At 69.1% G+C, this 13187-nt stretch carries 13 protein-coding genes; 10 read left to right on the top strand and 3 right to left on the bottom strand.

The window, feature by feature from the left end; genetic code table 11:
• Nucleotides 1-170: 170 nt before the first annotated feature.
• The 8 genes from urtA to IEZ13_RS23635 all read left to right on the top strand — a co-directional run bounded on the left by urtA (nucleotide 171) and on the right by IEZ13_RS23635 (nucleotide 7918).
• Entirely contained in the window at nucleotides 171-1469 is a 1299-nt protein-coding gene (gene urtA, locus IEZ13_RS23670; protein WP_183226149.1) for an urea ABC transporter substrate-binding protein, read from the top strand.
• A gap of 75 nt (nucleotides 1470-1544) precedes the next feature.
• A complete protein-coding gene (gene urtB / locus IEZ13_RS23665; protein WP_221246213.1) occupies nucleotides 1545-2435 on the top strand; it encodes an urea ABC transporter permease subunit UrtB in 891 nt (296 codons plus the stop codon).
• The gene (urtC, locus tag IEZ13_RS23660) at nucleotides 2432-3523 is read left to right on the top strand and encodes an urea ABC transporter permease subunit UrtC (protein WP_183226279.1); all 1092 of its coding nucleotides are present in this window, start codon (nucleotides 2432-2434) and stop codon (nucleotides 3521-3523) included. The genes urtB and urtC overlap by 4 nt, the downstream gene beginning before the upstream one ends.
• 64 nt (nucleotides 3524-3587) lie before the next feature.
• Complete coding sequence (urtD, locus tag IEZ13_RS23655) at nucleotides 3588-4337, top strand: urea ABC transporter ATP-binding protein UrtD (protein WP_183226278.1); 750 nt, start codon at nucleotides 3588-3590, stop codon at nucleotides 4335-4337.
• A gap of 1 nt (nucleotide 4338) precedes the next feature.
• Complete coding sequence (locus tag IEZ13_RS23650; RefSeq protein ID WP_183226277.1) at nucleotides 4339-5022, top strand: ATP-binding cassette domain-containing protein; 684 nt, start codon at nucleotides 4339-4341, stop codon at nucleotides 5020-5022.
• Nucleotides 5023-5079: 57 nt separating this feature from the next.
• A complete protein-coding gene (locus IEZ13_RS23645; RefSeq protein ID WP_203833930.1) occupies nucleotides 5080-6756 on the top strand; it encodes a purine-cytosine permease family protein in 1677 nt (558 codons plus the stop codon).
• Nucleotides 6756-7322: a TetR/AcrR family transcriptional regulator gene (locus tag IEZ13_RS23640; protein ID WP_183226276.1), complete on the top strand. Its 567-nt coding sequence runs from the start codon at nucleotides 6756-6758 to the stop codon at nucleotides 7320-7322. The genes IEZ13_RS23645 and IEZ13_RS23640 overlap by 1 nt, the downstream gene beginning before the upstream one ends.
• Entirely contained in the window at nucleotides 7319-7918 is a 600-nt protein-coding gene (locus tag IEZ13_RS23635; protein ID WP_183226275.1) for a TetR/AcrR family transcriptional regulator, read from the top strand. Before IEZ13_RS23640 ends, IEZ13_RS23635 begins: the two co-directional genes overlap by 4 nt.
• A gap of 19 nt (nucleotides 7919-7937) precedes the next feature.
• On the opposite strand, the gene IEZ13_RS23630 is transcribed toward IEZ13_RS23635, so the two are convergent.
• The 3 genes from IEZ13_RS23630 to IEZ13_RS23620 form a co-directional block, all read right to left on the bottom strand.
• A complete protein-coding gene (locus IEZ13_RS23630) occupies nucleotides 7938-8627 on the bottom strand; it encodes a hypothetical protein (RefSeq protein WP_183226274.1) in 690 nt (229 codons plus the stop codon).
• A gap of 115 nt (nucleotides 8628-8742) precedes the next feature.
• Complete coding sequence (locus IEZ13_RS23625) at nucleotides 8743-9600, bottom strand: GDSL-type esterase/lipase family protein (protein ID WP_183226273.1); 858 nt, start codon at nucleotides 9598-9600, stop codon at nucleotides 8743-8745.
• A 165-nt stretch (nucleotides 9601-9765) separates the two neighbouring features.
• Nucleotides 9766-11184, bottom strand: coding sequence for a glycoside hydrolase 5 family protein (locus IEZ13_RS23620; protein WP_229794941.1), 1419 nt, complete (start codon nucleotides 11182-11184; stop codon nucleotides 9766-9768).
• Between the two features lie 365 nt (nucleotides 11185-11549).
• On the opposite strand from IEZ13_RS23620, the gene IEZ13_RS23615 reads away from it, so the two are divergent.
• Entirely contained in the window at nucleotides 11550-12371 is an 822-nt protein-coding gene (locus IEZ13_RS23615) for a hypothetical protein (protein WP_183226271.1), read from the top strand.
• Between the two features lie 63 nt (nucleotides 12372-12434).
• The gene (locus tag IEZ13_RS23610; RefSeq protein WP_183226270.1) at nucleotides 12435-13187 is read left to right on the top strand and encodes a CDP-alcohol phosphatidyltransferase family protein; all 753 of its coding nucleotides are present in this window, start codon (nucleotides 12435-12437) and stop codon (nucleotides 13185-13187) included.

Below are 13187 nucleotides of genomic sequence, written 5' to 3'. Positions count from 1 at the left end.
CTTCCAGGAGATTCATGTCAGGGCCGATGTGTCGGCTACAGAGTTGGAACAGTTCAGAAATGTCAGAGCAATGACTCACGGCCAATCTGCTCTCACACGCAGCAACCGGTAGCACCTGACCGGCGACTCGCCCTGGCACGCCCCCTTGACCAGGAACGGAGCACCTATATATGTCCACCACCAGTAAGCGGTTGCGTACGCTGATGGCCACCGGAGCCATCGGGACGTCCATGGCCCTCGTGCTCGCCGGCTGCGGCGCGAAGGCCGGCGAGGAGACGGCCGCCAGCGCCGCCTCCCCGGCGGCCAGCTGCGTCGACACCTCGGGCAGCACCGTCAAGCTCGGCTTCCTCAACTCGCTGACCGGCGGCATGGCGATCTCCGAGAAGACCGTCTCCAACGTGCTGCACATGGCCGCCGACGAGATCAACGCCGCGGGCGGCATTCTCGGCAAGAAGATCGAGTACATCCAGGAGGACGGCGCCACCGACTGGCCCACCTTCGCGGAGAAGACCGAGAAGCTGCTCACCCAGGACTGCGTCGCCGCGATCTTCGGCGGCTGGACCTCGTCCTCCCGCAAGGCCGTCAAGCCGGTCGTCGAGAAGAACAACGGTCTCTTCTTCTACCCGGTGCAGTACGAGGGCCTCGAGTCGTCGCCGAACATCTACTACACCGGCGCGACCACCAACCAGCAGATCATCCCGGCGATGGACTTCCTCGCCTCCCAGGGTGTGAAGAAGCTGTTCCTCGCCGGCAGCGACTACGTCTTCCCGCGCACCGCGAACGCGATCATCAAGCTGTACGCGGCCAAGCTCGGCATCGAGATCGTCGGTGAGGAGTACGTGCCGCTCGACAAGGACGACTGGACCAGCCAGGTGGCGAAGATCGTGGCGGCCAAGCCCGACTTCATCTTCAACACCATCAACGGCTCGTCGAACGTCGGCTTCATCAAGGCGTACTACGACGCCGGTCTCACCGCCGCGACGACGCCGATCATCTCGGTGTCGATCGCCGAGGAGGAGGCACCGGCGATGGGCCACGAGGTGTCCGGCCAGTACGCGTCCTGGAACTACTTCCAGTCGCTCAAGACCGAGACCAACCCGAAGTTCATCGAGAGCTGGAAGGCCTACCCCAGCAGCAGCGGTGTCACCTCCGACCCGATGGAGGCCGCCTACATCTCGATGTACCTGTACAAGGCGCTCGTCGAGGCGGCCGGCTCGTTCGACGTCGACGCGGTGAACGCCGCGGCGAAGAAGAACACCATCACGTTCGACGCGCCGGAGGGCAAGGTCACGCTCGACGGCGAGAACCACCACATCTCCAAGCCCGGCCACATCGGAAAGATCAACTCCAGCAACCAGTTCGACATCGTCTGGGCCTCGGACAAGTTCATCGAGCCGGACCCGTACCTCGAGGGCTACGACTGGTTCCCGGCGGACATCCGCAAGCAGCTGGTGGACGCGGCGGGCTGATCGCCCGCAGGGGGGTCGCGTGCCGCCCGCGGCACGCGACCCCTCCCTCCTCTGTAGAGACGCTAGAGAGAGCGAATGCACGTGGACGCACTGATAGCACCGCTGCTGAACGGCAGCGCACAGGGCGCGCTGCTCCTGCTCGCCGCGCTGGGCCTCTCGCTCACCTTCGGCCAGATGGGCGTGATCAACATGGCCCACGGCGAGTTCCTCATGATCGGCGCCTTCGCCGCCTACCTCGTCCAGCAGGTCATCACCGCCAGCGACCTGTCGATCCCGGTCGCGCTGCCGGTCGCGTTCGTCGTCGCCGGCCTGTTCGGCCTCCTGCTGGAGGTCACCATCATCCAGTGGATGTACCGCAGGCCCCTCGACACCCTGCTCGTCACGGTCGGTGTCGGCCTGATCCTCCAGCAGGCGGCACTGCAGATCTTCCCGTCCCAGGGCGTCCCGGTGGAGAAGCCCGGCTGGCTCGACGGGCAGCTGAACATCCTCGGCTACGAATGGCCGCTCCGGCAGCTCTTCACCATCCTGCTCGCGACCGTCTGCGTCGCAGCACTGTCGGCCTGGCTCAAATACACCTCGTTCGGCCGCCGCATCCGGGCCACCGTGCACAACCGGGACCTCGCCGAGACCTCGGGGATCTCCACCCGCACCGTCGACCGTCTCACCTTCTTCACCGGGTCCGGTCTGGCCGGGGTCGCCGGTGTGGCGGCGTCGCTCATCGGCGGCACGAACTCGCAGATGGGCGCGCAGTACATCATCCCGGCCTTCCTCGTCGTCGCCGCCGGTGGCATCGGCCAGCTCAAGGGCACCATCATCGCCGCGTGGGCGGTGGGCGTCGCCCTCTCGTACTTCGCCTACTGGACCACCGGCAGCCTGGCGCAGGTGCTCGCCTTCATCCTCGTGATCGTCTTCCTGCAGCTGCGCCCGCAGGGCCTGTTCACGGTGCGAACCAGGAGTCTGGCATGACCAAGCCTTGGATCTCCCTCAGCGGCATCGGGGCGTTCGCCGTGCTGCTCCTCGGGGTAGCCCCCTTCGTGCTCACCGATCACTGGCTCAACAACCTCGGCAAGTACTGCTGCTGGGCGATCGCCGCCGTCGGCATCGGCCTCGCGTGGGGCCGGGGCGGGATGCTGGTGATGGGCCAGGGCGTGTTCTTCGCCCTCGGCGCCTACTCGATGGCCATGCACCTCACGCTGGAGACCGCGGGTGACCGGATCCCCGGGTTCATGGTGCTCTACGACCCGCTCGCGCCGCTCCCGGCGTTCTGGGAGCCGTTCCGCAGCGCGGGGTTCACCCTGCTGGCGATCGTGGTGCTCCCGGTGGTCCTGGCCGGCGTCCTCGGCTACGCGCTGTTCAAGCGCCGGGTGAAGGGCGCATACTTCGCGATCCTGACGCAGGCGCTCGCGGTCGCGCTGGCCATCCTGATCAGCTCCACCATCCGCGAGACCGGTGGCGACACCGGGCTCAGCGACTTCAAGTACTTCTTCGGCTACGTGCTGAACGACCCGGCGAACAAACTCATGGTGTACCTCATCGCGGCCGGGCTCCTCGTCGTCTGCCTGCTCGCGGTGTGGCAGCTCTACCGCAGCCGGTTCGGTGAACTCCTCGTCGCCACCCGGGACGCGGAGGAGCGCGTACGTTTCCTCGGCTACGACCCGGCCAACGTCAAGCTCGTCGCGTTCGTCGTGTCCGCGCTGATGGCGAGCATCGGCGGGGCGATGTTCGTGCCCATCGTCGGCATCATCACCCCGGCCGAGATCGGCGCCGCCGCCTCGATCATGATGATCGCGGGTGTCGCCTTCGGCGGCCGCGCCTCGCTCTTCGGCCCCGCGCTCGGCGCGATGGCGGTCGGCTGGGGGCAGTCGAGCCTCGGCTCGACCTGGCCCGAGGGCTGGACCTACATCCTCGGTCTGCTCTTCGTCGTCGTCATCCTCTTCCTGCCGAACGGGCTGTCATCGCTGCCCGCCCGGATCGCCGCCGCCCGCCGGAAGCCGGACCCCCAGCCCACCCCGGCGGCCCCCGCCGCCGCCGTACTTGAAGAGGTGCGCTCGTGACCGGCCGAAGGACGGTCACGAGCGCACCCTGTCGCGCTCTTGAATCCCGAGAGGGGGAACAGTCATGACGGGGACCTCACTGGTCGTCACCGACCTCTGTGTCGAGTTCTCCGGTTTCGTCGCGGTCGGCGGTGTCTCCTTCGACGCGCACCCCGGCGAGGTCCGGTTCCTCATCGGCCCGAACGGCGCCGGCAAGACGACCTGCATCGACGCCATCACCGGGCTGGTCAAGGGCACCGGATCGGCGAAGCTCGGCGAGAAGGAACTGCTCGGCAGGCAGGTGCACAGGATCGTCCGCCTCGGGGTCGGCCGCACGTTCCAGACCGCGAGCGTCTTCGACGAGCTCACCGTGCTGCAGAACCTCGACATCGCCGCCGGGCGCCACCGCTCCTCCACCTCGCTGCTGCGGTCCCGGCGCGGCACCGACCCGTCGATCGAGCTGGCGCTGGAGGAGACCGGGCTCACCGGTGAACTCGCCACGCCGGCCGGCATCCTGTCGCACGGCCAGAAACAATGGCTGGAGATCGCGATGCTGCTCGTACAGGACGCGAAGGTGCTGCTGCTCGACGAGCCCGTCGCCGGCATGAGCCAGGACGAGCGCACCGCGACCGGCGAGCTGCTGCAGCGCATCGCGGCAAAGCGGATCGTGGTCGTGGTCGAGCACGACATGGACTTCATGCGCCGCTACGCCACCCGCGTGACGGTGCTGCACCAGGGCAGGGTGCTCTCCCAGGGCACGGTGGCCGAGGTGCAGGCCGACCCCAGGGTGCAGGAGGTCTACCTCGGCACCGCAGACGCCATGACGGAGGGCTGACATGCTGGAACTCACCGACATCGAGGCCGGTTACGGGCGCACGCGGGTGCTGCACGGCGTAACGGTGCCGGCCGGCAAGGTGGTGGCCGTGCTCGGCCACAACGGCGCCGGCAAGACGACCCTGCTGCGTCTCGCGATCGGCCTGATCAAGCCGACCAAGGGCCGGGTGTTGTTCGACGGCGAGGACATCACGTCGCTCGCCCCCAACCGTCGCGTCGCTCGCGGTATGGCGTACGTGCCGCAGGGTCAGCAGTCGTTCGGCCAGCTCACCACGCTGGAGAATCTGCAGCTCGTGGCCGACGGGCGCCGTAACGGCAAGGCCCTGATCGACGCGCAGCTGGCCCGCTTCCCCGCCCTGGAGCAGTTCGCCACCCGCAAGGCGGGCCTGCTCTCCGGCGGGCAGCGCCAGCAGCTCGCGATCGCCCGCGCCCTCATCACCCAGCCGAGGCTGCTCATCCTCGACGAACCCACCGAGGGCATCCAGCCCACGATCGTCGCCGAGATCGAGCAGACCATCATGCAGCTGGCCGAGGAAGGCATGCACGTGCTGCTGGTCGAACAGCACATCGGTTTCGCCCTGCAGGCCGCCGAACGCTACGTCGTACTCGCCTCGGGTTTCGTCACACAGACCGGCGTCGGTGGCATGGCGGCCACCTCCACGGTGCGGGCCGCCATGGCGATCTGAGCAGGCATGACTCACGCCCGCAACGCCGTCGTAACACCGGACAGCGAAATTTTCCCTGTGTCGACGGACAATGCGCGCGCGGCCGCAGAGGACAGCCTGGAGGACTACGCGTTCCGCTACGTGCCGCGCACCTTCCGGCGCTGGAGCGCGGCCTCCGTCGGCGCGACCGCCCTGGGGTCCATCGCGTTCCTGGCCGACTTCTCGATCGGCGCGAGCATCGGCATCGACCACGGCACCTCCAACGCCGTGCTCGGCATCGTGTTCGCGTCGGTCATCATCGTCATCGTGGGTGTGCCGGTCGCCTACTACGCCGCGCGCTACAACCTCGACCTCGATCTCATCGCCCGTGGTTCGGGGTTCGGCTACTACGGCTCGATCATCACGACGGTGATCTTCGCCGGCTTCACCTGCATCTTCTTCGCCCTGGAGGGCGCCATCATGGCGCAGGGGCTGCGGGTGGCAACGGGGATGCCGCTGTGGCTCGGTTACCTCGTCTCGACCGTCGTGGTGATCCCGATCGTCATCTACGGCATGCGCGCGCTGGAGCGCCTGCAGTTCTGGACCACGCCCCTGTGGCTGGCCCTCGCCCTGCTGCCGCTGCTGTGGATCCTCGTCTCCGACCCCGAGGTGGTGAGCGCCTTCACGACGTTCACCGGCGACTCCGACGGATCGATCAGCTTCGGCGCCGTGGTGTCGAGTGCGGCCGTGTGTTTCGCCCTCACCCCGCAGCTGGCCGAGCAGATCGACTACATCCGGGCCATGCCGCCGCGTACGCCGTCGAACACCCGCTCGTGGTGGACGTCGTTCGTGTTCGCCGGGCCGGGCTGGGTCGTCTTCAGCGGCACCAAGCAGGTGATCGGGGTGTTTCTCGCCGTCTACCTGCTGGTCCGGGTCGAGCCCGCGCTCGGGCACCAGGCGGCCGAGCCTGTCAAGCAGTTCGTGGAGATGTACCAGACCCTCGTCCCCGACTGGCTCGCGATCGTGCTCGCCCTGGTGCTCATCGTGGTCGCCCAGGTGAAGATCAACGTGACGAATGCCTACTCGGGCTCGCTCGCCTGGTCGAACGTCTTCACCCGGCTGGCGAAACACTATCCGGGACGCACGATCTTCGTCCTGTTCAACCTGGTGATCGCGTACGTGCTGATGATGCTGGACGTCTTCACCCTCATCTCCTTCGTGCTGAGCCTCTACGCGAACATCGTCATGGCCTGGCTCGTGACGATCGCCACCGACATCGCGATCAACAAGTGGGTGCTGCGCATCTCGCCGCGTTTCCCCGAGTTCCGCCGCGGCATGCTGCACGACTGGAACCCGGTCGGCCTGGTGTCGGTCGGGCTCGCCTCGGTGCTGTCGCTGCTCGCGTTCGCCGGGGTGTTCGGCGCCGGCGTGACGCCGTTCTCGGTGCTCATCGCGATCGGCATCGCGTTCGTGGCGACACCGGTCACCGCCCTCGCCACGCGGGGACGGTACTACCTGCGGCGCCGCTCCGACGGCATCGACTCCCCCCGCTTCGACGCCGACGGCAACCCCTCGGGCGAGCGGTTCCGCTGCCACGTCACCGGCTACCTGTTCGAGCGGCCGGATATGCTGGCCTCGGCCGAGAGGGGACCGCACGGCGAGATCCTGTACGTGTCGTCGCTGGCGCTCACGCTCGACGATTCCGATCGATACGTTCTCCCGCCGGAAGACACCGGGCCTCAGCACTGGGCGGCCGCCCGAAAGAGGGAGACGTGATGGAGGAGCCGGTCGACACCGCGACCGCGATTCTCGCGAGTGCCGCGGTGCTGCTGCGCGAGCGCACGTTCGACGACATCTCCTATCGCGCCCTCGCCGACGAGGTCGGCATCTCCGAGCGCACGATCTATCGGCAGTACCCGACGCGCGCCCACCTGCTCGCCGCCCTGTCGAACTGGATCGAGCAGGCCTGTTTCCCGCTGCCGTCGTTCGTGACCGTGTCCGACTTCTGCGCCGCCGTGCACGAGCGCTTCCGGGCGTTCGACACGTTGCCGGCGTACGCGTACGTCGGCGCCCGGGCGTCCGCGATCTCGCCGACGCTGGACACCGAGCCGGCCTACATCACCCGGGCGATCGAGGCGATGCTCGAGGTGGCGGCGCCGACGCTGAACCGGCGGGACCGCCTGCGGGTCGCGGCGTCGCTGCGCTACTTCTCGTCGGCGATGTTCTGGGCCCGGCTGCGCACCGGTTTCGATCTGGACGCCGGCGAGATCTGCGACGCGTTCGACCACGCGGTGGGCACCGTGCTCGCGCGGCTGCCGGAAGCGACGTGGGCGCAGCCGTGACCGGATCCACGGCGGTCCCGGCGCTCAGCGGCACACAGGGGGCGATCCTCGCGGCCTACGCCGAGTTGATCGAGGAGCTCGGCAGCGACGACGTGTCGTACCGGGTCATCGCGCGGCGGGCCGGCATCGCCGAGCGCACGGTGTTCCGCAACTATCCGACCCGCGTCGACCTGCTGCTGGCGACCGCGGCCTGGATCGAGGCGACGCTGTTCGCCCGCGAGGAGTCGCACTCGATCTTCGACGTCCCGCTGGCGATCCGCGAGGCGATGCAGCGGTACGACGCGCGGCCGGAGCTCGCCCACGTCGTCGCCGAGACGGCGATGCGCGGGGTGAGCGGGGCGGCGCCGTCGCCCGGCCGGGCGCAGCTCGAGCGACTGCTGGACGCCGAGGTGCCGTCCCTCGACCCGGCCCAGCGCCGGTCGGTCATCGCGGCGCTGTCCCATCTCGACTCGGTCGGGACCTGGGTGACGTTCCGCCGCGAGTTCGGGATGGACGGACGGGACATCGCCGACGCCGCCGCGTGGGCCGCGGAGGCGGTCCTCGACACCATCCGCGACCGCGTCACCCCCGCCTACCCGTGGCGAAGGGGCCGGTGACCGGCCCCTTCGCCACGGGTCACTCGGCGAGCAGCTTCTCCACGTCGGTCTTGATCTCGTTGAGCAGAGCCTCGCCGCGGGCGTGCTCACCGGGGACGTGGGCCAGGATGTTGCCGGCCTCCGCCAGGTACGGCGTGCTGCCGGGCTCGAAATTGATGTTCCACTTCGTCTTCCACACCCGCTCGGCGGCCGTGGTGGCCGCCTTGTCGATCTGGGCGGCCAACCACTTCTTGTCCGCTTCGGTCAGTGCCACGGGAATGTCCTCCAGATGCCAGGATGCGGTCGAGGCTTCGTACCGTGTCTCGTACGAGGACGAGAAGTGCGCGTGCTGGGTGTGCGCGTTGTCCCCGCTGTAGGAGCGCTGACGCCAGTTGTTCGACGCCTCCCAGATGCGCCGGTTGTAGATCACGTAGCGCAGCCGTTTCTCGGCGCCGCCGCGACAGCGGGCCACGACGTGCTGCACCACCTTCTCCATGGTCAGGTCCGACTCGCGCAGATCGGCGTCGAGGTCGACGGCGTGCACCTCGTGCTTGGAGTCCGCGTCTCTGATCGGCACGTTCCCGACCTCGTCGTCGTTGTGGTCGGAGCTTCGGCTCTGGTGCGCCACGTCACCGATCGTGCCGTCGCTCGATGTGTCCCGGCCGGGCGCGATCCGGTTCAGCTCGGTGCGCAACTGGCCCAGACATGGCACCAGGATCCAGGTGGCCATCGGGCTCCTTTCAGTCGTTCGCTGCCGCTCTGTCGCTTGTATATCTCCTCGTCCGGTGTCCGGAAATCACCCGTTGCTGGTAAAGGAGTGCCATTCTGCCGGACTGTGACGGCCATCACCATGTGAAGCGACCGGGATAGACCACTTCGGCCAATTCCTTCTGGCCGTCCGCGTTCGGGTGGAAGTAGTCGAACTCGCTCACCAGATCGAGATCGAACCGGATCCGGTGCGCGGCGCCGCCGTCCCAGCGGCACCGGCCGCCGTACGCCCGGCACGCCTTCCGCAGTTCGGTGTTGTACGCCTCGATCCGGTCCCGGACCCGCTCCCGCCGCTGCTGGTCGGCCGCCGCGGTGGAGGTGGGCTCGGCCAGCATGGACGGGCAGATCCCGCCACGGCTCCACACCTCGACGGCCTTGTCGCTCTCCCGGCCGACCTGCCACAGCCGGTACAGGTCCGGGATGCTGACCATCAGGATCCGGGTCTTCGGCAGGCCCTTCTTCAGCCGGGTCAGCCCCGCGCCGATCTCGTCACGGAAGGTGGCAGGCGAGGTCATGTCCTCCACCCGGCGGGCGCACGCGTCGTTGGCGCCGATCAGGATCGTCACGTACTGGGGCTCGAGGTCGACCGCCCGGCGAGCCTGCCCGGCCAGCGCGTCGGCCTCGGCGCCGGGCTCGGCGAGGTTGTCCGCCTCCCCTTTGATCTTCGGGTTCTTGTCCCGGATCCGGTCGTAGTGGCTGGCGATCGCCGCGTTGTTCCCGGTCGACCAGGAGTTGCGGGTGCACGCCACATAGACGGCGCAACTGCCCAGCCCCGCGGTGATCGAGTCGCCGAGCGCCACCATCGAGGCCGGATAGCCGGTGGCCGGTTTGGCGCTGGTCCTCGTCGGCTTCGGCTGGGCGTTGCCGCTGCCCTCGCAGGCCAGGGCGAACACGGCGAGCAGGGCCAGGGCGACCACATGCCAACGGCGAGTCATGATGCTCCATCCACTACAGAGAGCCCGCTGGGTCATCTCTCTAGCTTGCCCTCCCGGACTCCGCCGACCCGAAAGGGGGATGCATCACGATCGATGTACGCCCGGAGCCCGCCTGAAGCGGCGAAAGGCGGGCTCGCGCCCGCCTTTCGCATCGCATCGCATCGGTCAGCTGATCGCCGCGTCGTCGAACCACACGGTCCCGGTGTTGTCGCCGGACTTGAGGTGCAGCTGCACCGCGGCGGCGCCGGCCGGAGCGGCGACCGTCTCGACCACCAGCTTGGTCCAGCTGGTGTTGCCCGCCGGGAGACGGTTCGAGGTGTTCTGGCTGATCCACTTGCCGTTCGCGTCGAACCAGCTCAGCGCGATCTCGGTGACGCCGGTGGCGTTGACGCCGCGGGCGAACGCCTCGGCCCGCCAGCGGTAGCCGGGCTGCACCGGCGTGATCGGCGAGAGGACCAGGCCGGGCAGACCGCCGGCGGTGCGGGTGGTGCCGGAGAAGCGCGCCGACAGGACCCCGGTACGGGCCATCCCGGTGGTGATCACGGCCGTACCGGCGGCGGTGTTGGTCCTCCGCCACGGCGAGTCGATCTCCGCCGCCTCGAAGCTCAGGTTGAGGAGGCTGTTCGGCATCGGCACGCCGGAGAAGGCGGTCCGGACCACGGTGGCGGCCAGCTTCGGGGTGCCGTCGGCGCGGAACAGGCCGAACTTGTACTGGGCGGGCATCGTCGACACGACCGAGTTGGCGGGGATGGCGCCGTCCGAGAAGTCGTTCAGCGTCCACGGCGACACCGAGCCGATCCCGGCCTCGGTCGCGGCGCGGAAGACCCGGGCCAGGTAGATGGCCTGCTCGCCCTCGCTGTAGACCGCGCTGCTGACGCCGGTCTCACCGATCACGACGGGGGTCGGGGCGACGTTGGCCTGCGCCTGGCGGATGTCGGGGAGCGCCCGCTCCGAGTTGCCGTAGAAGTGGTAGTCGTAGTAGTCGAGCGGGCTGGCGGTCAGCGCCGACTTGATCTGCGCCATGCCGGGCGCGCCGGTGCCACCGTCCACCGAGAGGGTCAGCGGCAGGTTCGGGATCGCGGACCGGAACGCCGGGATGAACTGCTTCACCCAGGTCATCGCGGCCGCGTCGCCGGGCTGGATCTCGTTCTTCACCTCGACGGCGAGGACCCGCGGGTCGCCCGCGTACGGGGCCAGCACGGCCTTGGCCCAGGCGACGCTGCCGGCGACGTCGGAGTAGCCGGCCCACCAGTCGAAGAGGGTCACCTTGACGGTGAGCCCGTGCGCGTCGGCGATGCTGATGAACTTGCGCAGCTTCTCGGTGTACTCCGCCTTCGGCGCCGGGAAGCCGAACACCGAGGGGAAGACGATCACCCGGACGTTGTCGGCCCCGAGCTCCGCCGCCTTGGCCAGGTCGGCGTCGATCCGGACGGCGTCGAAGCCGGTCCACATCGCCGACCAGCCGGCGTTCGACGGGTAGTAGTTGATCGACTTGGCCGACTCAACCGCGGCGAGCCGGTCGGCCAGGGTGGTGGAGGTCAGTCCCTCGGCCATCGCGGGCACCGCGGACAGACCGAGGATCATCAGAACGGAAGAGGCGACGACAGCGGCTCGGACACGGAAGCTGCGCAACGGGATTCACGCCTCTCAGGTTGCTTTGCGGTGGTGACCTCACCTCATTCGGCGGTTGTGCTCGGTGCTGCAAAGTTTGGCCCAATGCAGAAAGGTTGCAAATGGGGTACCCGCCCCCGGTCTACCGGCCCGTGGTGGTTCGGTACCCCCACCGGAGGTTGCAGATCAGTAGTGGACTGCCCGATCGGGTGCAACGCCACGCGAAACCCGGCGGGCCCTCCACCCCGGATGGTGAGGTGGCCGGAGAAACCCGACTCCGACAGCAAGGTGAACCACTCGTGGGCTGGAACAGCCGGAAACGACACAAGGTGAAGCGGTTGGCGGCAGGCCGGCCCCGCATCCCGGCCCAGCGGCCGGTCACCGACACCCTGCTCGATCTCGGCACCGGGGCCGGCCTCCGGCTGGCCGCGAGCGCCGACTCGCGCGAGGTCGACCGAAGGCTGCTCGCGGCCCTGCACGGCGAGATCGAGCGGGCCGGACAGCGCGGATGGCAGACGTCCGAGATGGTCCGGGCGGTACGGCGAGAGCACAGCGCCCGGCACAGCCGGCTCGTCACCGGGCCGGAACCGCTGCCGGAGTGGGCGGACCGCAACGGTCTCGACCGGGTCACCGCCATCGAGTCGATGGTCCAGGTGCTGCGCCTGCTCACGTCGATGCCGCGGGTCGGGCCGGTCAGCCCGGCGCCGGCCGGTGAGCCCGGCCGGCAACTGCTGGACCGGGTACGGGGACTGCTGGCCGAGGCCGAGGCCACCGACGACGCCGAGATCGCCGAGGCCCGCACCCTGGCGGCACAGGAACTGCTCCGGGAGAACACCGGAGACGGGCGAACGGGCGGGCGGCGGATCGCCGTGGACAACCCGTACGAGCAGCCGAAGGCACAGCTGCTGCGGGCGGTGGCCGCGGCGAACGGCTGCCACGCCGTCTGGATGCAGGAGTTCGGCCTGGTCGACGTCACCGGTCCGGTGACCGGCCTGTACGCCACCGAGCTGCTGTTCGGTTCGCTGCTGGCGCAGGCGGCCCGGGCCATGAACCTGATCGACTCGAAGAGCCGCGCCGTCCGGCAGACCTTCCTGACCGCGTACGCCGAGCGGATCGCGGACCGGCTCGGCGCGCCCACGGAATTCAAGATCTCCGGCTGAACCGCCCGCCGCCCCGAGCCGTGTTACCGGACGGCAGGTGAACGAGCGGCTACAGGAGGAATAGTGACGGTTCCGGCACGCCCATTGGTCCTCGGCGGCATCGTGCAAGCAACCGTCCTGCTCCTGCTGGGAGCCACCGTCGGGCTCGGGGCGGCGGGCTGGCCGGCCGGGATCGTCTTCGCGGCCGGTACGTGGACGCTGCTGGGCCGTTCCCTGGAACACCACCACGGCCACCGCTGGGGGCTCGCCGACACCGTCACCTTCGGACGGCTGATCCTGACCGGCGGTGTGATCGCCCTCACCGCCGACGCGGTCGCCGGGAACACCCACCACGTCGCGCTGATCGGGCTGGCCGCGGTGTCCCTGGCGTGCGACGGCCTGGACGGCCAGATCGCCCGGCGGACCGGCACCACCTCGGAGTTCGGCGCCCGGTTCGACATGGAGGCCGACTCGGTCCTGGCCATCGCGCTGAGTGTCTACCTGGGCACCACGCTGGGCTGGTGGGCGGTCGGCATCGGCCTCTTCCGGTACGCCTACGTGCTCGCGTCCTACCCGATGCCCTGGCTGAACGGCGCGCTGCCGCCGCGGTTCTCCCGCAAGGTGGTGGCCGCCTCACAGGGCGCCGTCCTGGTGGTGACGAGCGCCGGCCTGCTGCCGGTCCCGCTGGCGCAGGCCTGCATCGCGGTCAGCATCGCCTCGCTGGTCTGGTCGTTCGGCAAGGACGTCCGCTGGCTGTGGCGGCGGGAGTCGCTGCGCCGCGAGGCCCCCTGGTGGAGCGGATCCCTGGAGCCGGAACCCGCCGCCACCACCGTCTAG

Origin of the sequence: Actinoplanes campanulatus, assembly GCF_014647795.1 — a bacterium.
In the GTDB taxonomy this organism is placed as follows: domain Bacteria; phylum Actinomycetota; class Actinomycetes; order Mycobacteriales; family Micromonosporaceae; genus Actinoplanes; species Actinoplanes campanulatus.
Note: the sequence above shows the minus strand (reverse complement) of the source record. Positions and strands in the feature narration are given on the sequence as shown.

Excerpts from the sequence above, each read along its gene's own strand:
- urtB (WP_221246213.1), top strand. The coding sequence starts at position 1,545 with ATGCACGTGGACGCACTGATAGCACCGCTGCTGAACGGCAGCGCACAG.
- urtD (WP_183226278.1), top strand. The coding sequence starts at position 3,588 with ATGACGGGGACCTCACTGGTCGTCACCGACCTCTGTGTCGAGTTCTCC.
- IEZ13_RS23625 (WP_183226273.1), bottom strand. The coding sequence starts at position 9,600 with ATGACTCGCCGTTGGCATGTGGTCGCCCTGGCCCTGCTCGCCGTGTTC.
- IEZ13_RS23620 (WP_229794941.1), bottom strand. The coding sequence starts at position 11,184 with ATGATCCTCGGTCTGTCCGCGGTGCCCGCGATGGCCGAGGGACTGACC.
- IEZ13_RS23650 (WP_183226277.1), top strand. The coding sequence starts at position 4,339 with ATGCTGGAACTCACCGACATCGAGGCCGGTTACGGGCGCACGCGGGTG.
- IEZ13_RS23640 (WP_183226276.1), top strand. The coding sequence starts at position 6,756 with ATGGAGGAGCCGGTCGACACCGCGACCGCGATTCTCGCGAGTGCCGCG.
- urtC (WP_183226279.1), top strand. The coding sequence starts at position 2,432 with ATGACCAAGCCTTGGATCTCCCTCAGCGGCATCGGGGCGTTCGCCGTG.
- urtA (WP_183226149.1), top strand. The coding sequence starts at position 171 with ATGTCCACCACCAGTAAGCGGTTGCGTACGCTGATGGCCACCGGAGCC.
- IEZ13_RS23630 (WP_183226274.1), bottom strand. The coding sequence starts at position 8,627 with ATGGCCACCTGGATCCTGGTGCCATGTCTGGGCCAGTTGCGCACCGAG.